We start from the raw sequence: 24,381 nt of genomic DNA on the forward strand, positions 1-24,381 counted from the left end.
ATCTGATCGACCTGCCTTCGCCGGCTGACCACAATGTCACGATTTGCGACGACATTTCCGCGCCGCGCCGGCACGGTCGCCCGTGTCGCACGACGTACCCCTTTCATGATCCCATCGCCCCTCGTCCCGGTCGAAGGCGCGCTCGCCCGCCCTCGCATCAACCCGCTCGATCAGGTCCCGCCGTTCGGTCGCGAATGGCGATTTCTCGGTGCCCCCGGTGCACGGTCCAGCAAGAACTGCCTTGCGACACTGACGACGTCCTGCATCGACGTCGACTGGCCGCACTCCGCATGCCGGTGGCAACCGCTGCCGGCGACCGCGCTGCCGGCTTCGGGCGGGCTGCCTGCCCCGCCGGCTGCGGCCACCGGTCGGCGCTTGCGCCATCGCCGCCCTCGTGACCGGCGCGCGATGTATGCGCTCTACTGGAGCATCGGCGCACTCGGCATCATCGGCTGGCTGATCGGCACGTACGACCCGCCCGCGGGCTTCGGTCCCGCGTATGCGATTCAAGCGACCGGCGGTGTGGCCGATCACGTCACGACGTCGACCGGCACCATACATATGGCCGCGACTCACCCGGCCACCTCGACGAACGCCGCGCCGCAGCGCAAGGTCGCGGCGCCTGTCGCGAACACGATGAAAACGCCGCCCGCCACGCACCGCGCCCCGCTTCGCCCCCTATCGCTTCATCCGCAAACGGCGTCCGACATGCGGCACGCCGCGCCTGCGTCGCCCCGTCGGGCAACCGGCCAGCGCACGATGCCGGCACCGTCCCACACACCGGTCGTGCCGCGACTCGCCGCACATCCGCCGACCCAGCGTGCGCTGCTCCAGCGCGCTGCGACCAACGCCGGCACACACGATCGGCTCGCTCCGCCGCCGCGCACGGCAGACACGCGCGATACACGCGACTCGCTCGACGATCCGGCCACGCTGATCGCCATGGCGAACGCGCTGCGCGCCACGCAGCCGGCCCGCCCGGCGCACCCGAGCGCGGCCGGTTTCGACTGGACGTCGCAACTGTCGCACCGCCGCGTGACCGACGTGCCGAACGCGTTCGCGCACTGACGCCCGCGCAATAAAAAACCCGGCGAAGATCGCTTCGCCGGGTTTTCGTTCGTCTCGCTCCGTCCGTTCGACGAATCGTTACTTGTGCATGGGCAGCCCCGTCTCGTTCTGTCTCTCGAGTTGCCGCACCTGCTCCTGCAGATCGCGCAACTGCAACTGCGCAGCCCGCTTCTCGACCTGCAGCGCCTGGGCCTGCTCCTGCGCCGACCGCTGCCGCTGCGCGACTTCGGCCTGCTGGCTGCGCGCGACGCTCAGGTCGGCCTGCAACTGCTGCGCACGATTCGCCTGCAGCGCGATCACGCGTTCGAGAAATGCCTTCTGCGCCTGCAGCTCGGTCCGGCGGATCTCGATATCGGCGAGCTGCGCGGTCTGCTGGACGAAGTTCGCGTACACCATCTCCGCCCGATTCTTTTCCTGCGAACGGATCACACGCCACAGGTTCTTGTCCTGGAACAGCGCGACGTAATACGTCATCTCGCGCGGATCGAACATCAGGCTCGCGCCGTAGCTGCCGTTGTACGTCGTACGCATCTCGACGATCCGGCCGTCGTGCAGCATCTGCGTCAGCTCGGCGACGTTGCCTTGCGCGGCGGCGTCCGTCTCGGCCGCGGCCGATGCCGCAGGCGACGCGCTGCCGCTCAGGCTCGTGACCGCCGGACGCGTACCGGCGACGGGGACGGTCGCCTCGGCGGACCAGGCCGTGCCCGCTTGCGCGCAGGCAACCAGTGCAACGATCCACGTTGCGCATCGTGCAGGGGAAAAGTTTCGGAAAGCCAACATCAGACTCCGGCGAACGAATCGGAACTCGCGATTATCGTTCAAAACGAAACGGCCGCATCTCGAATTTATCGGGACGCGGCCGGCCTTCGTCCAACACGGAAAATTCGGCGTGCTACAGGCGCGTTTCGCGCGCCGCGCGCAGGAACGCATCGAGCAGCGGCGTGCAGTCGAGCAGTTCCGAGCCGCCTGCGCGGTGGAACTCCGGATGCCACTGCACGCCGACGACGAACGGCGAACGCCGATGGCGAATGCCTTCGATGATCCCGTCGCCGGCCGACACGACCTCGATGTTCAGATCGCGGCCGAGATCGCGGATCGCCTGGTGGTGAATCGAGTTGACGATCGCCTCGCTGCGCCCCGGGAACATGCTCGCGAGCGTCGACGAATCGGGAAAGCGGATCGCGTGACGATGCTGGTCGTAATGCTCGCTCACGTGCGCATTCGCGGTCGGCACGTCGGTGGCGATGTCCTGGTACAGCGAGCCGCCGAACGCGACATTGATCAGCTGGCAGCCGCGACACACGCCGAGCACGGGTTTGCCGGACTCGACGAATTCGTGCAGCAGCTCGAGCTCGTACATGTCGCGCACGCGATCGCCCGGCCATTCGGGACGCGCGTCCGACGCCGCGTAGGTCTGCGGGGATACGTCGGCGCCGCCTTGCAGCAGTAGGCCATCGAGATGCTTCGCGTAATCGCGCAGGCGGATGTTGCTCGGATGGATCATGCCTTGATGGCCGACGGTCGGAATCATGAACACGAGCACGTCGCGCGACATCACCCAGTGGGCGATCGATTCCTCGAGATACTGCAGCGTCTTGCCGCGCAGTCCCTTCGCGCCCGGCTCCGGATGGAAGATCCGCGCCGACACGCCGATGCGCAACGTGCGCTGGGTGATGCGTTGGCCGGCGCGATCGAACAGCCGCCGCGCACGCGCCGCGACGATCCGGCCGAACACCGACCACGGTGTGTCGCTCTGCTTCAGGTAGGCCGGCGGCGCATTCTGCGCGCTCGCGGGCGGCGGCCGCGGCGTGTCGAAATCGGGCGGCGCGCCGAAGCCGGGCGGCGGCGCACCCGGCTTCAGCGGCGCGGCCGTCGCAGCGCCATCACCGACGGCGCCTGCCGCACCGGGCGCACCCGGCTCGGATGCGGCCGTGACGGGCGACGCGCCGTCATCGGCGACGTTCTGCGCGGCGGCCTGAGGGGTCGACGCATCGGGTGTTTTCGCCGGATCGGGACGGGGGGAATCGGAAGAAGCGGAAGAGGTGCCGGGCAGACCGGCCGAAGAAGGCGTGTTTTCGCTCATGACGATGGTCTGGTGCGTCGCTCGCGCGTAGGGATAGACGAGGATTCATTATGCTTCAGTGCACGATCGCGCGGCAAACCTGCAACATCCTGTCAATATTGTTGCAAGTCGATGGCAAGTCGCGCCGCGGAGCGGCTGGCTTCACGCACCGGCGCTGCCCGTTTGACGTCAACGTCGCTGGACACCAGTGATATATCACAATAATATCCAGGGATCGCCCCCACGCTTCCCGGGCATCCGCGCCATGATGGCGCCCCTTCCGACCCCGATCCCGCAATCGCCATGAGCACCCTGACCGACGTCACCCGCGACCGCCCCGCCGCGTCGCCGGCCAGCCTCGCCGACCGCGCGTACGCGCTGATCCAGCGGGACATCATCACGATGCGCCTGAAGCCGGGCGCCGCGCTCAACGAAGCCGACCTCGTCGCACGCACCGGAATCGGCCGCACGCCGGTGCACCAGGCCGTGCATCGGCTCGTGCTCGAAGGGCTGCTGTCCGTGATACCGCGCAAGGGCTTGATGGTGCAGCCGCTCTCGCTCGACGACATCGTCGCGGTGATCGACGTGCGGCGCATCAACGAAGCGCACTGCGCCGAACTCGCCGCGCGCCATGCGACGCCCGACGATCTCGCGCGCCTGGCCGCGCTGCTCGACGATGGGCAGGCCTGCGTCGACACGCACGACGTCGAGGGCATGATGGAGCTCGACCGCGCGTTTCATCAGACGATCGCCGCGGCCGCGCGCAATGCGGTGCTCGCCGACATCCTGCGCGCGCTGCACGAGCGCTCGCTGCGCTTCTGGTTCGTCACGCTGTCCGAACCGCACCATCTCGCCGACGTCCAGCACGAGCATCGCGCGCTGTTCGACCGGCTGTCCGCCCGCGACGCCGCCGGCGCGCGCGCGGCCGTCGAAAGCCATATCGATTCGTTCCGCTCCACGCTTCTTCAACATCTTCGCCCCTGAGCCGCCATGACCACTTTCACGCCGTTCCCCCCGCTCGCCCAGCTCGCCGCCGACCTCGCCGCCGGCCGGACCACGAGCCGCGCGCTCGTCGACACCGCGCTCGACCGGATCGCCGATCCGTCAGGCCAGGGCGCCGTCGTCTTCACCGAAGTCGATGCGGACAATGCCCGCGCGGCCGCCGACGCACACGACCGGCTGCGCGCAGCAGGCACCGTGCTGTCGCCGCTCGCGGGTATTCCGGTGTCGGTCAAGGACCTGTTCGACGTCGCGGGCCAGGTCACGCGCGCGGGGTCGCGCGTGCTCGACGGCGCGCCGCCCGCGCGCACCGATGCGGTCGCCGTCGCGCGGCTCAAGCGCGCGGGCGCGGTGCTGGTCGGCCGCACCAACATGAGCGAGTTCGCGTTCTCCGGGCTCGGGCTGAATCCGCACTTCGGCAACCCGCGCTCGCCGTATCACCGCGACGTGCCGGGCGACGCGCGGATTTCGGGCGGCTCGTCGTCGGGGGCGGCCGCGTCGGTCGCCGACGGGATGGCCGCCGTCGCGCTCGGCACCGACACCGGCGGCTCGATCCGCATCCCGGCCGCGCTGTGCGGGCTGACGGGCTTCAAGCCGACCGCGAGCCGAATTCCGACGCAAGGCGGCGTACCGCTGTCGACGACGCTCGACTCGTTCGGCCCGATCGGCCTGACGGTCGCGTGCTGCGCACTCGTCGACCGGATGCTCGCGGGGCTCGAGCCGCACGTGCCGGCCGCGCGGCCGCTCGAAGGCGTGCGGCTCGGCGTGCTGACGAACTACGTGACGGACGGCGTCGATGCCGACGTCGCGGCCGCGCTCGACACCGCGCTCAAGCATCTCGAAGCCGCCGGCGCGATCGTCACCGAAGTGCGCTTCCCCGCGCTCGACCGGCTCCCGGAGATCAACCGTTTCGGCTTCTCGCCGATCGAGGCGTACGCGTGGCATCGTCCGCTGCTCGCCACGCATCGCGACCAGTACGACCCGCGCGTGCTGACGCGCATCCTGAAGGGCGAACCGGCGAGCGCGGCCGACTATCTCGACCTGCTCGCCGCACGCGCCGCGATGCTCGACGAAGCCGCGCACACGGTGTGGTCGCGCTTCGATGCGCTCGTCGCGCCGACGGTGCCGGTCGTGCCGCCGCGCATCGCCGAACTCGAAACGGACGACGACGCGTTCACGCGCACCAACGCGCTGATCCTGCGCAACCCGAGCGCGTTCAACTTCCTCGATGCGTGCGGGCTGTCGCTGCCGTGCCATCCGCGCGACGCGGCGCCGGTCGGCCTGATGCTCGCGGCGGCGCCGCATCGCGACGACGCGCTGCTCGCGATCGGCCAGTCGGTCGAGGCCGTGCTGAACACGATCCGCTGACCGCGCCGACCGACCGCAAGCGGAGCGGCGGCGGGCCGCGCCCGCGTGCGGCAGGGTGCCGCACGCGCGCTGTCAGTTTCGTGCCAGACCGTTCGCGCTAAAATCGCGCGATTGTTTTCCGGACCGACCGACGAGGAACCCCGCCGACATGAACGACTACACGCTTGCACTACGCCGCGAACGCCGCCTGCTGATGCTGCTCGGATGGGTGTGCATCGCCCTGCTGGCCGGTGCGCTGTATCTGCAGTACGTGAAGAACGAAGACCCGTGCCCGCTGTGCATCATCCAGCGCTACTTCTTCTGCGCGATCGGGATCTTCGCGTTCCTGGCCGCCGGAATCCGCAACTGGCGCGGCGTCTGGGTGCTCGAACTGCTGATCGCGATCGCCGCGGCCGGCGGTGTCGGCACGGCCGCACGGCATCTGTCGATCCAGATGAATCCGGGCTTCAGCTGCGGCTTCGATACGCTGCAGCCGATCGTCGACAGCCTGCCGCCCGCGCAGTGGTTCCCTGGCATGTTCAAGGTCGCCGGGCTGTGCGAGACCGTCTACCCGCCGATTTTCGGCATCCTGCTGCCCGGCTGGGCGCTGATCGGCTTCGCCGTGATCCTGGTCGCGGTCGTCGCGAGCCTCTGGCGTCATCGCCGCAAGCTGGCGAGCTGATCGGCCAGCCGCGTTGCCGGCCGCAAGGCCGGCGGCGCGGCTCGACCGCACGGGCCACGCGCCGCCGGCGAGCGAATCGTCACGCGGCTCCGGCCGACGCCTGCGCCGGCCCTGGCCGATCGCCGCACGTAAACACCTACCCTGCCGCCGCCCGGATTTCCGGGCCCGCGCGCATCGCGCGATCGCCGTGCTCCCACCCCGTCACGCGTACGTTTCGGCCCGATGTACATGCATCGGTCCCCCGATTCCGCGCGGCGGGCCTATGATCGACATGATCGCCGCCTGATAGCCCGGATCACCGCCCGGCCATGTTCCCGCCGCGTGGCGGTGCTATCTTCGGGGCTGGATGGCGATCTACGTGCGCGAGGCCAGGCGGTCTCACCGCTGCCTGCGTAACGCGCGCCCGATCCGCAATGTCGACTGGATTCATCATGACAACGCAAACCATCCGCATCCGTCACCCTCATGGCGTCCGCGCGTCCGGCGGCGCCGTTCGTGCACGCCGTCAGTCCGCGGCCGCCGCGCCTGCCAGAGCGCGCCGCGCGTCGTGCCGCGTCGTCCCGAACGGAGCGTGCTGATGGAAGCCTGGCTCGGCGATCTGCAGCAACTGCTCGCGCACGGGGAAGCGGCCGTGCTCGTGACGGTCGCGCACACCGACGGCTCCGCGCCGCGCGAAGCCGGCACCAAGATGCTCGTCACGCGCGACACGGCCCGCCATACGATCGGCGGCGGTCATCTGGAGTGGAAGGCGATCGAGATCGCGCGGCACCTGCTGAAGGACGGCGCGCACGTGCCGCACGCACGCCGGCTCGAGCGGCTCGCGCTCGGCCCGAGCCTCGGCCAGTGCTGCGGCGGCGCCGTGGTGCTCGCGTTCGAGCGGCTCGACGTCGGCGACCTCGGCTGGATCATGTCGCTCGCGAAGCGCGTCGCGGCCGGCGCCGCGACCGTGCGTAGCGTATCATTCGGCCCCTCGCCGGGCGCGCCGCTGTTGAGCGAGCCCGAATCGGAAGCCGCGCGCGCCGACTGCCTGCTGTGGGAAACCGGCGGCGTATCGCTGATGACCGAAACGATCGCGCCGTATGCGTTCCCCGTCGTGCTGTTCGGCGCGGGGCACATCGGCACCGCGCTCGTGAAGGTGCTGGCGACGCTGCCGTGCCACGTGCGCTGGATCGACGGGCCCGATGCGGTGTTCCCGCCGCCCGACGCGCTCGCCGGCATCGGCAACCTCGCGATCGACGCGGCCGCTTCCCCGGCGGACGCAGTCGACGCGGCGCCGCCGCAGTCCTACTTCGTCGTGATGACGCACGACCACGCACTCGATTTCGTGCTGGCCGAGCGCATCCTGCGACGCGGCGACTATGCCTACTTCGGGATGACCGGCTCGCGCACGAAACGCGTGCAGTTCGATCATCGCCTCGCCGCGATCGGCATCGACCCGGCCCAGGTCGCGCGGATGCGCTGCCCGATCGGTGTCGAAGGCATCATCGACAAGGCGCCCGAAGTGATCGCGATCTCGGTGGCCGCGCAGTTGCTGCAGGCCGTCGAGGCGAATGCGTCCGCGCAGGCTTCCCCTACTTACTGACCGACCAAGAACGACGCCATGACCCCGACATTCAAGGACAAGATTGCCCGTGCGCCGAAAGCGGAGCTGCACATCCATATCGAAGGCTCGCTCGAGCCCGAGCTGATTTTCGCGCTCGCGCAGCGCAACGGCGTGAAGCTCGCGTACGACTCGATCGACGCGTTGCGCGCCGCGTACGCGTTCACCGACCTGCAATCGTTCCTCGACATCTACTACGCCGGCGCGAGCGTGCTGCTCACCGAGCAGGATTTCTACGACATGACGGCCGCGTACTGCGAGCGCGCGCTCGCCGACAACGTCGTCCACACCGAACTGTTCTTCGACCCGCAGACGCACACCGAGCGCGGCGTGCCGATCGAGACGGTCGTCGCGGGCATCGAGCGCGCACTCGCCGATGCCGAAGCGCGCGGGCTGTCGAGCAAGCTGATTCTGTGTTTCCTGCGCCACCTGTCCGAAGAGGACGCGCTCGCGACGTTCGAATCCGCGTTGCCGCTGTTCGAGCGCTATCGTCATCGCCTGATCGGCGTGGGGCTCGATTCGTCCGAGCTCGGCCATCCGCCGACGAAGTTCGCACGCGTGTTCGAAAAGGCGCGCGCGCTCGGGCTGAAGCTCGTCGCGCACGCGGGCGAGGAAGGCCCGCCCGCCTACATCTACGAAGCGCTCGACGTGCTGAAGGTCGACCGGATCGACCACGGCGTGCGCAGCATCGAGGATGCGGCGCTCGTCGAGCGTCTCGCGAAAACGCGCACGGCGCTCACCGTCTGCCCGCTGTCGAACCTGAAGCTGTGCGTGTTCGACGACATGGCGAAGCACACGCTGAAGGCGCTGCTCGATCGCGGCGTGGCGGTGACGATCAACTCCGACGATCCGGCCTATTTCGGCGGCTACGTCAATGAAAACTACTTCGCGACGGCCGAAGGGCTGCAGCTCACGGATGCCGAAGTCCATGCGGTGATCCGCAACGGCTTCGAGGCGTCGTTCATCGAACCGGCGCAGCGCGACGCACTGTACGCGCGCCTCGACGCGTACTGGCAGGCCGCGTGACGGCCCGCATCGAGGCACGCTGACAGATGAAACGCGGCAACGGCATCCGCTTCGCGATTCCCCGTTCGGCCTTGCGCCGGGCCGGGCGCCTGCTTGCATGCAGAGCGACGGCGCAGCCCGTCGTCGCCCGCACGCACCGGCCGTCGCGGCTTGCCGTGCCGTTCGCCGTCGTACCGGATGCGGGCATACCGGCTGCGGGCGCAACGGTTGCAGGCGCAACGGCTACGAGGTATGCAGGCAACCACTCGCTGGCGGCTTCGGCCGCCACGCTCGCCCGCGCCATTGCCTCCGGCCGTGCCGCACATCACGTGCGGCGTCGATCGCTTTCTTCTGTTCGCCTTACCTTGATGCAGGACCCTTCGTCATGACGCAAACCGCTTTCCGTTCCCAGCTGCTGACCTTCAACGGCGACCCGGCGCAATCGAGCCAGGCCGCGAACTACGAGACCGACGGGCTCCTGATCGTCGACGACGGCAAGGTCGTCGCGGCCGGCCCGTATGCGCCGCTCGCCGCGACCCTTGCGCGCGACGCGGTGGTCCACGACCTGCGCGACAAGCTGATCGTGCCCGGCTTCATCGACACGCACATCCACTATCCGCAGACGGACATGATCGCGTCGCCGGCGCCCGGCCTGTTGCCGTGGCTCGACCAGTACACGTTCCCGACCGAGCGCCAGTTCGGCGACCCCGAGCACGCGCGCGAAGTCGCCGACTTCTTCGTCGACGAACTGCTCGCGTGCGGCACGACGAGCGCACTCGTCTACTGCACGGTGCACAAGCAGTCGGCCGATGCGCTGTTCGCGGCGAGCGACGCGCGCGACCTGCGGATGATCGCGGGCAAGGTGCTGATGGATCGCAACTGCCCCGAATTCCTGCGCGACACCGCGCAGTCGGGCTATGACGACAGCGCCGAGCTGATCGACCGCTGGCATGGCAAGGGCCGCCAGATGTACGCGCTCACGCCGCGCTTCGCGCCGACGTCGACCGAGGCGCAGCTGGAAGCGTGCGGCGAACTCGCGCGCCGCCATCCGGACGTGTTCGTGCAAAGCCACGTCGCGGAAAACGTCGACGAGGTGAAATGGGTGGCCGAGCTGTTCCCCGGCCATCGCAGCTATCTCGACATCTACGACCGCTACGGGCTGCTGCGTCCGCGCGCGGTGTACGGTCACTGCATCCATCTCGACGACGAGGATCGCCGCCGGATGGCCGAGACACGCACCGTCGTCGCGCACTGCCCGACATCCAACTTCTTCCTCGGCAGCGGCCTGTTCGACTTCGACAAGGCCGGCGAACATGACGTGCCGGTCACGCTCGCGACCGACGTCGGCGGCGGCACGTCGTTCTCGATGCTGCAGACGATGAACGAGGCGCACAAGGTCGCGCGGCTGTCGGGCCATCACCTGACCGCCACGCGGATGTTCTGGCTTGCGACGGCCGGCGCCGCGCAGGCGCTCGATCTCGCCGACACGGTCGGCACGCTCAAGCCGCGCACCGAAGCCGACTTCGTCGTGCTCGATCCGCAGGCGACGCCGCTGCTCGCGCGCCGCACGAAGCGCGCGGAGTCGCTCGAGGAACTGCTGTTCGCGTTCGCGCTGCTCGGCGACGACCGCGCGGTGTACCGCACCTATGCAGCCGGCGAACTCGTGCACGAGCGCGGCGCCGCGCGCCGCCCGGCCGCCGCGTAACGTCCGCGGGTTGCCCGCGGGTGCCCGTCCGGCATGCGCGGCCGCCTGGCCGCCGTGCATGCCGGCAATCGAAACCCTCCGGTACGCGGCACGGCGGCCTGGCCGCTTTCCGGCGTGCAACGCACCGTGCTAGAATTCGCCGCTCATTGGGGAGTAGCCGCTCCGCTCGATGTCCCGCGCCCCCGGCGCGCATCGTGACGGAGGCGTCCGTCAACAGACTTGGCCGTTCGGCCATGGCGGACGCAGCCACGTTGGCCTGGCGAGACCGATGGTTCACTGCGCGCCGCATCAGGGCCCGGCGCGCGGCGAATCGTCGCTCGCACGCACAACAACGGCCCGTGGAACCCCATTCGTGTCTCAAGCCTTCCTGATCTCCACCGGCGCCGTCGCCCTCGCTGAAATCGGCGACAAGACCCAACTGCTTTCCCTCGTTCTGGCCGCGCGCTATCGCAAGCCGGTGCCGATCATTCTTGGCGTGCTCGTCGCGACGCTCGTCAACCACGGTTTCGCCGGCGCGCTCGGCGAATGGCTGGGCGTGCTCGTGACGCCGTCGATCATGCGCTGGGCGCTCGCGTTCTCGTTCATCGCAATGGGGCTGTGGATTCTCGTACCGGACAAGCTCGACGAGGACGAAGCCAATGCGACCCGCTCGCGGCTCGGCGTGTTCGGCGCGACGCTGGTGGCGTTCTTCCTCGCGGAAATGGGCGACAAGACGCAGATCGCGACCGTCGCGCTGGCCGCACGCTTCCAGGATTACATCGGCGTCGTGGCCGGCACCACGTTCGGGATGATGCTCGCGAACGTGCCGGCGATCCTGCTCGGCGACCGTTTCGCGCACCGTCTGCCGACGAAGCTCGTACACGGGATCGCGGCCGTGCTGTTCGTCGTGCTCGGCGCGCTCGCGCTGCTGGGTATCGGGGTCTGACAGACAGGAAGGTGGCTGGCGCGGCCGGACGGCCGCGCCGAGACGGATGCCGCGCTACTTCGCGACGGCCGCGCCCGAGGCGGGCGCTGCCGGCACCGCGCGCTCGTTGGCGGCCGGCGCCGCCGGCCCGCCGCGCTTGTCGACCGGCAGCCGGACCGTGCGGACCGCGCCGTTCGACAACGGGAAATCGGCGAGCGCGCTGCGCGCGAGGAACGGCATCGCGTACAGCAGCGTGCCGTTGTCGCCGGTCGTGCGCGCCGACACGTTGTAGACCTCCTTGCCCGTCGCGCGCTCGGTGATGCGGATGCCCAGCGTGTAGTCGAACACCTGGTAGGTCTGCGCGACATAGCCGGCCGGCATCGGCCCCCAGGGGCCCCACGGACCCCAGGGACTCCATGGCCCGCCCCGCCAGTACGGCCCGGGGCCCATGAACCACGGGTCATAGTAGACCGGCTGCGGCACCGTCACGAGATCGCTGCCGACCGCATAGGTCAGCCCGACGAGATAGCGTGCCTGCGACTGCGGCACCTGTCGGAACGCATACGCGGACAACTCGTTCGCGACGATCGGCTCGTAGGTCGACTGTTCGATGCTGTTCTTCTGCGCGTCCGTGCGCGTGAACGCATAGGTGCGGGTCGCGTCGCTGCCGCTCCAGTCGGAGAAGGCCGTGACCCGGGTGGTCACGTAGCTGGTGCAGCCCGTCAGCAGCGCGACGCACAGCGCCGCCGCCCAGCCCGCACCGCGAAAAATCCATTCGCGTTTCATGTTGATCCTCGTCGATCCGTCACCCGTTCGTCGCACCGCGCGAAGCACAACGGGATGCCGATAATACGCGGACTCCCGGAAGCGGTAAAAAGTTCGCCCGGCACGCAGCCGCAAGCCTTTGTACAATGGCCCGGTTCGCCTGGCCCGCGCGACGGGCCCGTCCCCCACTCCACCGATCTCGACGACCATGTCCGACAACGCCTCCTCCACCGTGATCCGCCGCGCCGACTACACGCCGCCGGCCTTCCTCATCGATTCCGTCGCACTCGAATTCGATCTCGCGCCGGCCCGCACGATCGTCAGGAATACGATGCGCGTGCGCCGCAATCCGGATGCCGCGCCCGCGCCGCATCTGGAGCTGATGGGCGAGGCTCTCGAATTCCTCGGCGCGCGGCTCGATGGCGCGCCGCACGGCGCGGTGCGCGCGCACGAGCACGGGCTGACGGTCGAGAACGTGCCCGACGCGTTCGAGCTGACGCTCGAAAGCGCGTGCGCCCCCGACCAGAATACGACGCTGTCGGGCCTGTACGTGTCGAGCGGCAACTTCTTCACGCAGTGCGAAGCCGAAGGCTTTCGCCGCATCACCTACTTCCTCGACCGCCCCGACGTGATGGCGTCGTACACGGTCACGCTGCGCGCCGACAAGGCCGCGTACCCGGTGCTGCTGTCGAACGGCAACCTCGTCGATTCGGGCGACCTGCCCGACGGCCGCCACTTCGCGAAATGGGAAGACCCGTTCCGCAAGCCGAGCTACCTGTTCGCGCTGGTCGCGGGCAAGCTCGTCGCGATCGAGGAAACGATCACGACCGGCTCCGGCAAGGAAAAGCTGCTGCAGGTGTGGGTCGAACCGGCCGATCTCGACAAGACGCGTCACGCGATGGATTCGCTGATCCACTCGATCCGCTGGGACGAAAAGCGCTTCGGCCTCGAGCTCGATCTCGACCGCTTCATGATCGTCGCGGTCGGCGACTTCAACATGGGCGCGATGGAGAACAAGGGGCTCAACATCTTCAACACGAAGTACGTGCTGGCGAACCCCGAGACCGCGACCGACACCGATTTCGCGAACATCGAGTCGGTGGTCGGCCACGAGTACTTCCACAATTGGACCGGCAACCGCGTGACCTGCCGCGACTGGTTCCAGTTGAGCCTGAAGGAAGGCCTGACGGTATTCCGCGACCAGGAGTTCTCGGCCGACATGGCCGCGGGCGACGACGTCGAATCGGCGGCCCGCGCGGTCAAGCGCATCGAGGACGTGCGCGTGCTGCGCCAGTTGCAGTTCGCCGAGGACGCCGGCCCGATGGCGCACCCGGTGCGCCCGGAGAGCTACGTCGAGATCAACAACTTCTACACGATGACCGTCTACGAGAAAGGCTCGGAAGTCGTGCGGATGTACCAGACGCTGTTCGGCCGCGACGGCTTCCGCAAGGGCATGGATCTCTACTTCAAGCGCCACGACGGCCATGCGGTGACCTGCGACGACTTCCGCCACGCGATGGCCGACGCGAACGGGCGCGACCTCGCGCAGTTCGAGCGCTGGTACAGCCAGGCCGGCACGCCGCGCGTGTCGGTGCGTACCGCATACGACGCGGCCGCGCGCCGCTATACGGTCACCCTCGCGCAAGGCTACGGCGACGCGTCGCCGGCCGCGCGCGAGACGCAGCAAGGGCCGCTGCTGATCCCGTTCGCGATCGGCCTGATCGGCCGCGACGACCGCGACCTGCCGCTGCGTCTGGACGGCGAAGCCGCCGCGTCGGGCACGACGCGCGTGCTCGAATTCACCGACACCGAGCAGACCTTCACGTTCGTCGACGTGCCGGAAGCGCCGCTGCCGTCGCTGCTGCGCAACTTCTCGTCGCCGGTGATCGTCGAGTACGACTACAGCGACGACGATCTCGCGTTCCTGCTCGCGCACGACAGCGATCCGTTCAACCGCTGGGAGGCCGGCCAGCGCCTCGCGACGCGCGCGCTGCTGACGCTCGCCGCGCGTGCCGCCGCCAACGCGCCGCTCACGCTCGGCGAGAACTTCGTCGCCGCGTTCCGCCGCGTGCTGACCGATGAAAGCCTGTCGCCGGCATTCCGCGAACTCGCGCTGACGCTGCCGTCGGAAACCTACCTCGCCGACCAGATGGCCGAGGCCGACCCGGCCGCCGTGCATCGCGCGCGCCAGTTCGTGCGTCGCCAGCTCGCGACCGCGCTGCGCGCCGACTGGCTCGCCGCGTACGAGCAGCACCAGACGCCCGGCGCCTACGAGCCGACGCCGGAAGCCTCGGGCCGCCGCGCACTGAAGAACCTCGCGCTCGCGTATCTCGCCGAACTCGAGGACCCGGCCGATGCCGTGCGCCTCGCCACCGCCCAGTACGACGCGGCGAACAACATGACCGATCGCGCGGCGGCGCTCGGCGCGCTGCTGTCCGCGGCCGCCGCGGGCGCGAACGAACCGGCCGAGAAAGCGCTCGACGACTTCTACCGTCGCTTCGAGAAGGAAGCGCTCGTGATCGACAAGTGGTTCGCGATGCAGGCGGCGCAACGCGGTACGCCCGCCCAGCCGACGCTCGCGAAGGTGCGCAAGCTGCTCGCCCACCCCGCGTTCAATCTGAAGAACCCGAACCGCGCGCGTTCGCTGATCTTCAGTTTCTGCGCGGCGAATCCGGCCCAATTCCACGCGGCCGACGGCTCGGGCTACGCGTTCTGGGCCGAACAGGTGCTCGCGCTCGACGCGATCAACCCGCAGGTCGCGGCACGCCTCGCACGCTCGCTCGAACTGTGGCGCCGCTTCACGCCGGCGCTGCGCGACCGGATGCGCGACGCGCTCGAACAGGTCGCCGCCGGCGCGAAATCGCGTGACGTGCGCGAGATCGTCGAGAAGGCGCTCGCGTAACTCGCGCGTTCGACCTGTCGCGTCCGCGCGATCGAGCCGGCACCGCCTCACGCGGCGCCGGCTTTTTTATTGCACGAGCACGGCTGTAACCGCACCCAGTCGCGGGGTCGGACCGCTCGGGCGGCCTGCGCGACCAAGGGCGCCCCGCCCGGCGTCGCCGCCCGATACCGCGCCGATTCGGCGGCCCGGCCATGTAACCGGACGAAAAAAGCCGGCGGCACCGAAGGCGCGACGGGTAAAATTGCGGCCATTCAAGGATTCTTTGGCCTTTCGGAGTCTGTCATGTCCATTGCCCGCCGCACCACGCTGTCGAAGTTCCTGATCGAACAGCAACGTGAGACCAACAACCTCCCCGCCGACCTGCGCCTGCTGATCGAAGTCGTCGCCCGCGCGTGCAAGGCGATCAGCTACAACGTGTCGAAGGGCGCGCTCGGCGACGCGCTCGGCACCGCCGGCAGCGAGAACGTCCAGGGCGAAGTGCAGAAGAAGCTCGACATCCTGTCGAACGAGATCCTGCTCGACGCGAACGAATGGGGCGGCAACCTCGCCGCGATGGCATCGGAAGAAATGGAAACGTTCTTCCCGATCCCGGCGAACTACCCGCGCGGCGAATACCTGCTCGTGTTCGATCCGCTCGACGGCTCGTCGAACATCGACGTGAACGTGTCGATCGGCACGATCTTCTCGGTGCTGCGCTGCCCGGACGGCAAGCAGGCGACCGAGGAATCGTTCCTGCAGCCCGGCACCGAGCAGGTCGCGGCCGGCTACGCCGTGTACGGCCCGCAGACGGTGTTCGTGCTGACGACCGGCAACGGCGTGAACTGCTTCACGCTCGACCGCGAAGTCGGCTCGTGGGTGCTCACGCAGAGCAACATGCAGATCCCGGCCGACACGCGCGAATACGCGATCAACGCATCGAACGCACGCCACTGGTACGACCCGGTCAAGCGCTACGTCGACGAGCTGAACGCCGGCAAGGACGGCCCGCGCGGCGACAACTTCAACATGCGCTGGATCGCGTCGATGGTGGCCGACGTGCACCGGATCCTGAATCGCGGCGGCATCTTCATGTACCCGGCCGACAAGCGCACGCCCGATCGTCCGGGCAAGCTGCGCCTGATGTACGAAGCAAACCCGATGTCGTTCATCGTCGAACAGGCGGGCGGCGCGGCGACGACCGGCACGCAGCGCATCATGGAAGTGCAGCCCACCGGCCTGCACCAGCGCGTGCCCGTGTTCCTCGGTTCGAAGAACGAAGTCGAGCGCGTGACCGGCTATCACGACGAAGCAAAATAATTGCACTGCAGCACTGGACGAGGGTGCGAGACGTCAGTACAATCGCGCCTTCGCGATGTGGCCCTAACGGGTCGCGTCGCAGTGAAGTGAAAGCGGAAAGTCCGCCGGATCGAAGGTTTCGCGAAGCAGCCGCAGCAAGCTGAAAAAAATTCGCAAAACCTATTGCCAAGATCGCGGATTTCACCATATAATTTCATTTCTCTGCTGCCGGTGTAGCTCAGTTGGTAGAGCAGCGCATTCGTAATGCGAAGGTCGTAGGTTCGACTCCTATCTCCGGCACCAAGATATAAAGGCCTGACAAGCGATGCTTGTCAGGCCTTTTCTCTTTTCCGGCGCCGAAATCCTGCAGTCCCTCGGCGACGCACTGCCCCCATCACACAGATCCACGATCTTCGTGGACGCGTTCAGCAACCGCATGCGCACGTTGCCCGTCGCGATCACCGCGGCGGCACATTGTTAGCGCAACCTCGCCGACACCTCCGCACGACATTTCCCCCATTCACGCCCGTCGATCGCATCGGCCGCCCCTCGCGGTACGCGGCGGCACGACCTCCCGCGGCCATGACGACGAAGGCCGGCTGCTCGACGTGAATGCAACGGCATCCTCATCTCGTGCAGCCCGACGGCCCGTGCTCGCCCCCAGCACGACGCACACGCAGGCGACATGGCCGCCACACTCGATCTCCTGCTCACCATGCATCGCGCGCACGAGTCGTGCCATACCCAGACAAATCCCCTGGAAAATCTGCTTAAGGGTGCATAACATTACTTAACGATCCTGACCCGTCTATCGCGTTACATTGCGTGGGCGGCGCGACGGCCGCATGCCGCTTTCAACCCGCTTGCGGCGTACGACAGCCGGTGCCCGGTCATTTCGACTCAACCCAAGGAGAGGACCACCATGACTCATGGCTTGATTATGTGGCTCATCATCGGCGCGATCGCCGGTTGGCTTGCCGGCTTGCTCGTGAAGGGCGGCGGCTTCGGGCTGATCGTCGACATCATCGTCGGGATCGTCGGTGCGGTGATCGGCGGCTGGCTTGCCGGGCTGCTCGGCATCAGCATCGGCAGCGGCTTCATCGGCTCGGTGATCGTCGCGGTCATCGGCGCGGTGATCCTGCTGTTCGTGATCCGGCTATTCAGGCGAGCGGCCTGACGTTTCTCTCCACGCGCCTTCGGGCGCGTTTTCGCATCGGGCGCGGCGCGCGGCCGGTTCGCCGCGCGCCACCGACTCCGTCAGCGCTTCGCGTGCCGCAACCCGCGGTCGAGCACGTCGGCCTTCAGCAATCCGCTGCGCGCTTCGTGCACGCCATCGCGCCCGATCCACACGGGGCGCGACATCGCCCCTCGCCATCCCGCAACGAGCGCCGCCCGCGGCCTCGATTTCACAGCGACCATTTCAGTTCTCCATAGAACGTGCGGCCCGGATACGGGTGGAACGTGTAGTAGCGGCGGTCCGTCACGTTGTCGATGCCGGCCGACGCGGTCCAGTGACGATCGAAGCGGTAGCGCGCCTTCAGATCGACGACCGTGAACGAACTCGTGCCGCCGTAGACGTCCGGATTCACGTCGCTGTTGTCGAGCGTGTTGAACTGGCGGCCCGAGTAGCGCACGCCGACGCTCGTGAGCCAGTGCTCGTCGAAGCGATACGACGCGAGCAGGTTCGCGCGCATGCGAGGAATGCGCGGGAAACGCGAACCGACGTAGGCCGGGTTCGCGGCATCGGCGAGGATCTGCGCGTTGCTCGCCGATACGTTCGCGTCGAGATCGAGCCCACGCACCCCGACGTTCTCGCCGCTGAACGCGAGTTCGACGCCGCGCACGCGCACGCGATCGACGTTCGAGATGTTGGTGACGGTGGTCGCGCCCGACACCGTCGTCTGGCTGTAGATCGAGTCGCGCAGATCGCTCTGGAACACGCTGGCGCGCACGACGCCGACGCCCACGTCGCGTTCGGCCGTGAAGTCCCAGTCGATCGCCTTCTCCGGCCGCAGGTTCGGGTTGTTGTTGACGATCGCGTTGTTCGAAATCGTGCCCTGGAACAATTCGCCGACCGTCGGGAACCGCGTGCCGGTCGCGAACGACAACCGGAAGCGCCAGACCTCCGTCGCGTCCCACTGCAGCGCGACTTTCGGCGACAGCGCGTTCGCGCCGCGGTCCGCATAGCCGAGCGTGCCGCGCGCATTGCCGAGCGCGCCGCCATACGCGTCCCAGTGCTCGTAGCGCAGCCCGAGCGTCGCGAGCCAGCGCGGCGCGACGCGCCACGCGTCCTGTCCGAACAGCGCCTGCGTGCGCGTGTCGCCGCGATAGACGCTCGCGAGCGACGTGGTCGGGCCGGCCAGCCAGTCGGCCGTGTTGTACGTGACGTTGCGCAGGAAGTAGTTGTCGTAGTGATAGCCGAACGTGAACGTATGACCTTTCACTGCCGGCGCCTCGGCCTTCAGGTCGAGCGTGCGCCAGCCGGTGCCGTCGCCCTGGAACAGCGTGCCCGCCCCACCCTGCACGGTCGAGGCCGCGCGGAGCACGTCGCGCGACACGTCGTACGCCGACACGACGCCTGAAAGCCGCCAGCCGGAATCGAGCCGGCCGTTCAACCCGAGCGCGTACAGCCAGTTCTCCTGGTCGCCGCGCTGCGGCGCGAACGCATTCGGCGCGACCGTCATGTTCTGGCCGCCGATCGACACGTTGCCGCCGTAGACGGGATTGCCCGTCGCATCTCGCATGAAGGTCTCGCCGTGCTGCCGGTAATGGTTCTCCCAATGCCCGAGCGTCAGCGTCGCATCGACGTGATCGGTGAACGCATAGCCCATCCGGACCGTCTCGTTGAGCTGTTCGGTCCGCTCGATCGTCTGCGCGCCGACGATGGTCCGCGGCTTGCCATTGGGGCCGATGTCGGTCGCGGCGCCCGTCACCGGCACGGCGGCGCCCAGTTTCGGGTTGTAGGTCGAATTGGGGCTCGCGTACTGCATCGGCTGGCCGTTGTTTTCCAGCCGGTCGAGCGACAGCGCGAACCAGAACCGGCCGACGCGGTTCGCGATCCGCGCGGTCTGGTGATTGCCGCCGAAGCTGTCGGCAAAGCCGTAGCCGTCGTGGTAGCGCTGCATAAAGAACTGCGTCGACAGCGACGCCTCGAGCTGTTCCGGGCGGCGCGTGGTGAGCAGCACGGTGGAGCCGATCGCGTTGCCCGGATAGAGCGCGGAAAAGGGGCCATAGAGCACGTCGACGCGCGCGATGTCGTCGGGCGGAATCAGCGACCAACGCGGCGGGTATGCATAGCTCGAACCGAGCAGGTTCGACAGCAGCACGCCGTCCGCATAGACGAGCCCGCGCGCGCTCTGTAGTTCGTTGAAGTCGCGACCCGCGAATATGCTGTTGCGGTCACCGATGTAGCGCTTGCGGACCATCAGGTTCGGCGCGTACTTCAGCGCGTCCTCGGTGGTGACGTTGGTGTGCGCATCGATCTGCTCGCGCGTGATCGACGTGACGACGGCCGGCGTATTCGGGTCGACCGGTTGCCGCTGCACGGTCACGCTGACGGCGGTCAGCGTATCGCCGGCCGGTGCGGACGCTGCCGCGACACCGCCGGCAGCCGGCGCGGCGGTCGCAGTGGTCGCGGGACGATCGACGCCACCGCCGCGGGCGGTCCCGGCGCGGACATCATCGGTGGCAGCCGCGTAAGCGGCCGGCCATGCGAAAGCGGCCGCGCAGGCGAGCGCGAACCGGCCGCGCGAGGACCGCGCGGCAAAGGTGAACGACATGAGTGAGTTCCTGAAAACGTGATCGGACGCCGCCGGACACAGGGGCGCAAGCCGCGCACGAACGGCGCGACGCGCGGACCGGGGCCGCGGGCGGCTCGCGCGCCACCGGGGCGCGCGGACGACATCAATCAGACCGGAACGTTTTCAGGCGGGGCGCGCGGCTGCGCGAGACGGATCCCCTTGCGGGGCACATCGGAAACGACCGGCGCGGCCACCCGATACGCGAACGTGCGCACGAAGCCCGGCAGCGCGGACAGGCTCGTGCCGAGCGCGACGTTGGCCGCGAAGCCGGGGCAGTACACGCAATGCGGGACGCCGGCATGGTCGAGCGACGACGTGTCGCGGTCGTCGCCCGCTTGCGCGAGCACGACCTGACGGGCGCCCGCTGCACTGCACAACTCGAGCGTGAGGGCGCCGGAGCCGCTCGACGCGAGACGCGCGTAGCCGACGACGGGCGACAGTACGTTCAGTACCAGCGCCAGCCATACGAGGCCGATCCATCGCGTCGTTCGTCTCATCGCGGTCCAGGAAAAAGTGCGCGCAAGTATAACAAGCGGCCCGATTGTTGCCGATCGCGAAGCGGCAATACCGGGCATCGCACTTCGCGTCGGAGCGCATGTGCCGTTAATACAACAGAGACAAAATCTAACGATTCGCCGCTGGCATAAATTCGAGCGCGAGGTTGATAATCATTGAACCTGCTGGAGAAACGATCATGGACGAAAGACCAACTCGCATGCCACCGCCCGAGCAAGTGATGAGCCCGGATCCGGAACCCGTCGGCGTGGAATTCCTCGCCGAATTGCCCGAGCACGTTCGGGCATTCTTCGACGAGCAGCACAAGCTGTACGCGCCGAAGTGAACGTCAGTCCGGTTCTGTAACCGCCGCGTGTCGATCCTCGCTATCGTGCGGTTCCTCCGTGCGCTTCGCGCGCAATTCGCCTTGCACCCGGGCCGCAACAGCCTAGCGGTGCCGGATCAGCACGCCTGCTGATTCTCCTGTCGCGACGCTACGCCGCGCGACTGTCTTCGTCTATTCTTCTGGTTTTCCACGTCCGGCCCGCCCGGCTCTCCCGATCGTTCCGATGAAGCAAGCCATTCGTGCCAGCCTCGCTGTCGCCGCGCTCGGCGTCGCCCTCCTTTCGTCGCCGCATACCGCCCGTGCAGACGGCGACGACACCGCCCTCACCAACGTCGTTGCGCTCGCGTCGCAGCGCCTCGCGCTCGCCGAACCCGTGGCGCGATGGAAATGGGCGAATCACAAGGCCATCGAGGACCGGCCGCGCGAAGCGGCCCTGCTCACCGAGGTCGAAAAACGTGCCGTCCAGGCCGGCGTCGATCCCGCGTTCGCCCGAACGTTCTTCGAGGATCAGATCACGGCAAGCAAGGACGTGCAGAACGCACTGTTCGCGACCTGGCGCACGACGCGGCCGCCGGAAGGCGCGCCGCCCGATCTCGCCACCAGCACGCGGCCGGCACTCGACCGGCTGACGCAGAAGATGCTCTCCGGTCTCGCGCAGGTCGCCCCGCTTCGCGAGGCGCCCGATTGCCAGGCGCGGCTCGCGCGCAGCATCGCGAACTGGAAGACGCTCACGCGCTACGACTCCACGCAGACGCAGGCACTCGATACCGCGCTGTCGCACGTCTGCTCCGCCGGCGGGGCCAGCGCGATCGGCTGACGCGGGTGCAGTGACGAAGGCCTGTCGCGGCGCTCAATCCGCCGGCGTGAGCGCCACGAGCGGAATCACCTGCAGGCCGCGCGCGAGATGCGTCTGCAGCAGGCGATGGGTGAACGGTTCGAACGTGCCGTCCGTCGCGTCGGCCACGAGCCGCGCGGCCGCATCGAGCGACTCCGCCGAACCGAGATAGCACCAGCCGTCGATCACGTGAAACAGGCGGCGCTCGCCGCTCGCCTCGAACGCGACGGCGCCTTCGAACGGCCAGGGCGCCCCGCCCGCGCGGACGGCGTCGGCTGCGGGGCGCCGGTTGTACGACGGGCGCAACCGCGCGATCCATTGCGCTTCGGCGAGCATCGCCCCCAGCTCGTTGCCGGTCTCGCGCCATTCGACGCGCCGCACCTGCTGCGCGAGCCGCATTTCCTTCGACGAGCGGCGCTCGCCGGTCAGCAGCGCACGCAGCCGCTGCCGCACGCGCACACTGCGGCCGACATACAGCGCTTCGTCACGCTCCCCGAACAGCGCATACGCACCGCACCCTGCCGGCGCGGTATCCAGCCAGGCCTCGGTGAGATCGCCGCCCAGACGGAAATGGCGCGTCGTCCGCGCGATCTGCTCGCGCAGCCGCTCGAGCGGCACGATGTCGTGCAACTGGCGCCAGAACTGCCAGAGCAGGTCGGCATCGGCCAGCGCGCGATGGCGCGCGGCCGGAACGAGCCCATGCCGTTCGATCAACGCATCCAGCCCATGCCGCGATTCGCGCGGAAACAGCGCGCGCGACAGCCGCACCGTACAGAGCACATCGGGATTGAAGGCCAGCCCGGCGCGCTCGAATTCGGCGCGCAGGAAGCCGCGGTCGAAGCTCGCGTTGTGCGCGACGAACAGCTTGCCGTCGAGCCGCTCGAACAGTGCCGGCGCGAGCGACGCGAACGTCGGCGCGTCACGCACCATCGCGTCCGAAATGCCAGTCAGTTGCTGGATGAACGGCGGAATCGCCTGCCCCGGATTGACGAGGCTCGTCCACGTCGATACGCCGAGCGGCCCGATTTCGACCACGCCGATTTCGGTGATGCGGTGATCGGCTAGCGAGCCGCCGGTGGTTTCAAGGTCGACGAAGACGAGCGGCTGTTCGCTGGCGGGATCGGACGGACGGGAATCGGACATGAAAAGACTGGGAAACGATGCTTCCGTGAGTATGCACCGGCATGCGTACTCGCGACCAGCCCGGACGGGGTCGTTCCGTCCCCGGAAAGCAAAAAGCCCCCGCGATGCGGGGGCCGGACGTGATCGGCAATGCGTGGCGCGTCAGACCGCCTGGATATTCGCTGCCTGCTTGCCTTTCGGCCCGACTTTGACGTCGAACGAGACACGCTGGTTTTCCTTCAGCGTCTTGAAGCCGTCCATCCGGATTTCGGAAAAGTGCGCAAACAAATCTTCACCGCCATTGTCCGACGTAATAAAACCAAAGCCTTTAGCATCGTTAAACCATTTCACGATACCCGTATCCATGTCTTCGTTCCCCACTCGATAAGATCAAAAAAGCTATTTTTATAGCCGTTACCCGAAATCCCGAAACATTGCGCCGGCACCCGCACCAGCACGCCGCCCGAGGACGGAGTGCTGACTTTATAAATTGGACAATCCGGGTGCGTCAAGAAAATTTTTGGCGGCTCTTTTATCGAAAAGACGCTAATACCACTGGAATCGGTACACCATCGCCTTTGATTAATTGATTCGCATCAAAAACCTGTCAATATTACCGGGACCGGATCGCTAATAATGCAGTCCGTGAAATTCCTACCGGGGACAAATCGACCCGGTAAAATCCTCGGGTTTTTTCCGGGTTGCGGAAATCCGGGGACGTTGCGATCCTGAATCAACGCCGAAAGGAAGGAGAGGGTCATGTGGCTGGACGGAATCAAGCGCTTCGCGAGCCGGCTCGGACGCGTACGTCGCAAGTCCTGCGCCCTGGCCGAGTCCGCGCGCGAAGCGCCGTGCGACACCGAATTCGATATGACGTGGCACGGCGATCACTGGCAGAACCTGCTCGCATCGCCCCTGGATGCCCGTCACTACGTGATGGAAGACTGGACCTACACGCCGCCGCCGGTCGAAGCAGAAGATGCCGCGCCCGCGGGCAAGCGCAAGCGCCGCTCATACACGCGGTAAGCGCACCGGGCAGCGGGGCAAAAAAAAGCGCGACTGGGAAGTCGCGCCGACAAAGGTTTGGAGATCTTTTCCGTCAACGAAAAAGTCTGCTTCGGAAAGCAGAGATCGCAGTATAGCGAGAGAACCACCTTTCATTATCCATGCTCCACACAAACCTCTATTGCCGATGCGTCAATAATCGCGCTATAGCCGTTCCTGTCCGCTGCTGACCGTCTGTCGCACTCGCGCAACGCCCGTTACGTACTCCTGATCGCTATTTCCCCTTCGCCGCACTGCCGCAAACCCTTACCGGGCAATGGTTTCTGCGTTTTTTTCAATTTTTGCGGATTCCAAAATACACTATTTCTTAAAGTGTGAGCCGCGCCCGCTTCGCACCCTCCGTACACTGCGGATGGCTTTCTGATAAGCGCACCGCCGCTCTGCCGGGCCGGCTACAGCGTCAA

Annotated in this window: 21 protein-coding genes, 1 tRNA gene, 1 pseudogene and 1 riboswitch; of the genes and pseudogenes, 15 read left to right on the plus strand and 8 right to left on the minus strand. The window is 67.6% G+C overall.

The window, feature by feature from the left end; translation table 11 throughout:
- Positions 1-105: 105 nt before the first annotated feature.
- Entirely contained in the window at positions 106-1,068 is a 963-nt protein-coding gene (locus tag BLS50_RS03600) for a flagellar biosynthesis protein FlhF (RefSeq protein WP_256333933.1), read from the plus strand.
- 78 nt (positions 1,069-1,146) lie between these two features.
- Here BLS50_RS03600 and BLS50_RS03605 read toward each other — a convergent pair whose 3' ends face one another.
- Together BLS50_RS03605 and BLS50_RS03610 are read right to left on the minus strand one after the other, a co-directional pair.
- Positions 1,147-1,845, minus strand: coding sequence for a DUF2968 domain-containing protein (locus tag BLS50_RS03605; protein WP_074802755.1), 699 nt, complete (start codon positions 1,843-1,845; stop codon positions 1,147-1,149).
- A gap of 115 nt (positions 1,846-1,960) precedes the next feature.
- On the minus strand, positions 1,961-3,151 hold the full coding sequence (locus BLS50_RS03610; RefSeq protein ID WP_074800826.1) for a gamma-glutamyl-gamma-aminobutyrate hydrolase family protein: 1,191 nt from the start codon (positions 3,149-3,151) through the stop codon (positions 1,961-1,963).
- Positions 3,152-3,433: 282 nt separating this feature from the next.
- Between BLS50_RS03610 and BLS50_RS03620 the strand changes: the two genes are divergently transcribed.
- From BLS50_RS03620 to BLS50_RS03655, 7 genes are all read left to right on the plus strand, one after another.
- Positions 3,434-4,114 carry a GntR family transcriptional regulator gene (locus BLS50_RS03620; protein WP_074800829.1) on the plus strand — a complete coding sequence of 227 codons (681 nt, stop codon included), beginning with the start codon at positions 3,434-3,436 and terminating at the stop codon, positions 4,112-4,114.
- Between the two features lie 6 nt (positions 4,115-4,120).
- A complete protein-coding gene (locus tag BLS50_RS03625; RefSeq protein ID WP_074800832.1) occupies positions 4,121-5,497 on the plus strand; it encodes an amidase in 1,377 nt (458 codons plus the stop codon).
- 148 nt (positions 5,498-5,645) lie between these two features.
- A complete protein-coding gene (locus BLS50_RS03630; protein WP_011544863.1) occupies positions 5,646-6,158 on the plus strand; it encodes a disulfide bond formation protein B in 513 nt (170 codons plus the stop codon).
- Between the two features lie 577 nt (positions 6,159-6,735).
- Positions 6,736-7,740, plus strand: a complete 1,005-nt coding sequence (gene xdhC, locus BLS50_RS03635) for a xanthine dehydrogenase accessory protein XdhC (RefSeq protein ID WP_027811176.1) — start codon at positions 6,736-6,738, stop codon at positions 7,738-7,740.
- An 18-nt stretch (positions 7,741-7,758) separates the two neighbouring features.
- Positions 7,759-8,784 (plus strand): adenosine deaminase, encoded by a 1,026-nt coding sequence (locus tag BLS50_RS03640; RefSeq protein WP_006476603.1) that lies wholly within the window; start codon positions 7,759-7,761, stop codon positions 8,782-8,784.
- A 364-nt stretch (positions 8,785-9,148) separates the two neighbouring features.
- Complete coding sequence (guaD, locus tag BLS50_RS03650) at positions 9,149-10,468, plus strand: guanine deaminase (protein WP_074800838.1); 1,320 nt, start codon at positions 9,149-9,151, stop codon at positions 10,466-10,468.
- Positions 10,469-10,604: 136 nt separating this feature from the next.
- Positions 10,605-10,726: riboswitch (yybP-ykoY riboswitch) on the plus strand.
- A 94-nt stretch (positions 10,727-10,820) separates the two neighbouring features.
- The gene (locus BLS50_RS03655) at positions 10,821-11,393 is read left to right on the plus strand and encodes a TMEM165/GDT1 family protein (RefSeq protein ID WP_011544859.1); all 573 of its coding nucleotides are present in this window, start codon (positions 10,821-10,823) and stop codon (positions 11,391-11,393) included.
- A gap of 54 nt (positions 11,394-11,447) precedes the next feature.
- On the opposite strand, the gene BLS50_RS03660 is transcribed toward BLS50_RS03655, so the two are convergent.
- Positions 11,448-12,158 (minus strand): DUF4136 domain-containing protein, encoded by a 711-nt coding sequence (locus BLS50_RS03660; protein ID WP_054927501.1) that lies wholly within the window; start codon positions 12,156-12,158, stop codon positions 11,448-11,450.
- Positions 12,159-12,345: 187 nt separating this feature from the next.
- Here BLS50_RS03660 and pepN point away from each other — a divergent pair, with 187 nt between their 5' ends.
- From pepN to BLS50_RS03685, 4 genes are all read left to right on the plus strand, one after another.
- Positions 12,346-15,039: an aminopeptidase N gene (gene pepN / locus BLS50_RS03665; protein WP_074800841.1), complete on the plus strand. Its 2,694-nt coding sequence runs from the start codon at positions 12,346-12,348 to the stop codon at positions 15,037-15,039.
- A 282-nt stretch (positions 15,040-15,321) separates the two neighbouring features.
- Positions 15,322-16,335, plus strand: a complete 1,014-nt coding sequence (locus BLS50_RS03670; protein WP_012328107.1) for a class 1 fructose-bisphosphatase — start codon at positions 15,322-15,324, stop codon at positions 16,333-16,335.
- Positions 16,336-16,541: 206 nt separating this feature from the next.
- Positions 16,542-16,617, plus strand: a tRNA-Thr gene (locus tag BLS50_RS03675).
- A 619-nt stretch (positions 16,618-17,236) separates the two neighbouring features.
- The gene (locus BLS50_RS03685; protein ID WP_006476609.1) at positions 17,237-17,491 is read left to right on the plus strand and encodes a GlsB/YeaQ/YmgE family stress response membrane protein; all 255 of its coding nucleotides are present in this window, start codon (positions 17,237-17,239) and stop codon (positions 17,489-17,491) included.
- An 80-nt stretch (positions 17,492-17,571) separates the two neighbouring features.
- On the opposite strand, the pseudogene BLS50_RS03690 reads toward BLS50_RS03685, so the two are convergent.
- The 3 genes and pseudogenes from BLS50_RS03690 to BLS50_RS03700 form a co-directional block, all read right to left on the minus strand.
- Positions 17,572-17,715, minus strand: a pseudogene (locus tag BLS50_RS03690) (TlpA family protein disulfide reductase); the annotation flags it as partial.
- A 5-nt stretch (positions 17,716-17,720) separates the two neighbouring features.
- Positions 17,721-20,093 (minus strand): TonB-dependent receptor, encoded by a 2,373-nt coding sequence (locus tag BLS50_RS03695; RefSeq protein WP_074800845.1) that lies wholly within the window; start codon positions 20,091-20,093, stop codon positions 17,721-17,723.
- A 128-nt stretch (positions 20,094-20,221) separates the two neighbouring features.
- Positions 20,222-20,611 carry a DUF2946 domain-containing protein gene (locus tag BLS50_RS03700; protein WP_074800848.1) on the minus strand — a complete coding sequence of 130 codons (390 nt, stop codon included), beginning with the start codon at positions 20,609-20,611 and terminating at the stop codon, positions 20,222-20,224.
- Positions 20,612-20,850: 239 nt separating this feature from the next.
- Between BLS50_RS03700 and BLS50_RS35855 the strand changes: the two genes are divergently transcribed.
- Both BLS50_RS35855 and BLS50_RS03705 read left to right on the plus strand, forming a co-directional pair.
- A complete protein-coding gene (locus BLS50_RS35855; protein WP_162499609.1) occupies positions 20,851-20,955 on the plus strand; it encodes a chorismate mutase in 105 nt (34 codons plus the stop codon).
- Positions 20,956-21,178: 223 nt separating this feature from the next.
- Complete coding sequence (locus BLS50_RS03705) at positions 21,179-21,772, plus strand: chorismate mutase (RefSeq protein ID WP_027808998.1); 594 nt, start codon at positions 21,179-21,181, stop codon at positions 21,770-21,772.
- A gap of 33 nt (positions 21,773-21,805) precedes the next feature.
- On the opposite strand, the gene BLS50_RS03710 is transcribed toward BLS50_RS03705, so the two are convergent.
- A complete protein-coding gene (locus tag BLS50_RS03710; RefSeq protein ID WP_006476614.1) occupies positions 21,806-22,933 on the minus strand; it encodes an exonuclease domain-containing protein in 1,128 nt (375 codons plus the stop codon).
- A 141-nt stretch (positions 22,934-23,074) separates the two neighbouring features.
- Positions 23,075-23,278, minus strand: coding sequence for a cold-shock protein (locus BLS50_RS03715; protein ID WP_006476615.1), 204 nt, complete (start codon positions 23,276-23,278; stop codon positions 23,075-23,077).
- 393 nt (positions 23,279-23,671) lie between these two features.
- On the opposite strand from BLS50_RS03715, the gene BLS50_RS03720 reads away from it, so the two are divergent.
- On the plus strand, positions 23,672-23,938 hold the full coding sequence (locus BLS50_RS03720; protein ID WP_074800851.1) for a hypothetical protein: 267 nt from the start codon (positions 23,672-23,674) through the stop codon (positions 23,936-23,938).
- Positions 23,939-24,381: the final 443 nt, after the last annotated feature.

The sequence above is a fragment of the Burkholderia orbicola genome (assembly GCF_900100915.1).
Taxonomy (GTDB): Bacteria; Pseudomonadota; Gammaproteobacteria; order Burkholderiales; family Burkholderiaceae; genus Burkholderia; species Burkholderia orbicola.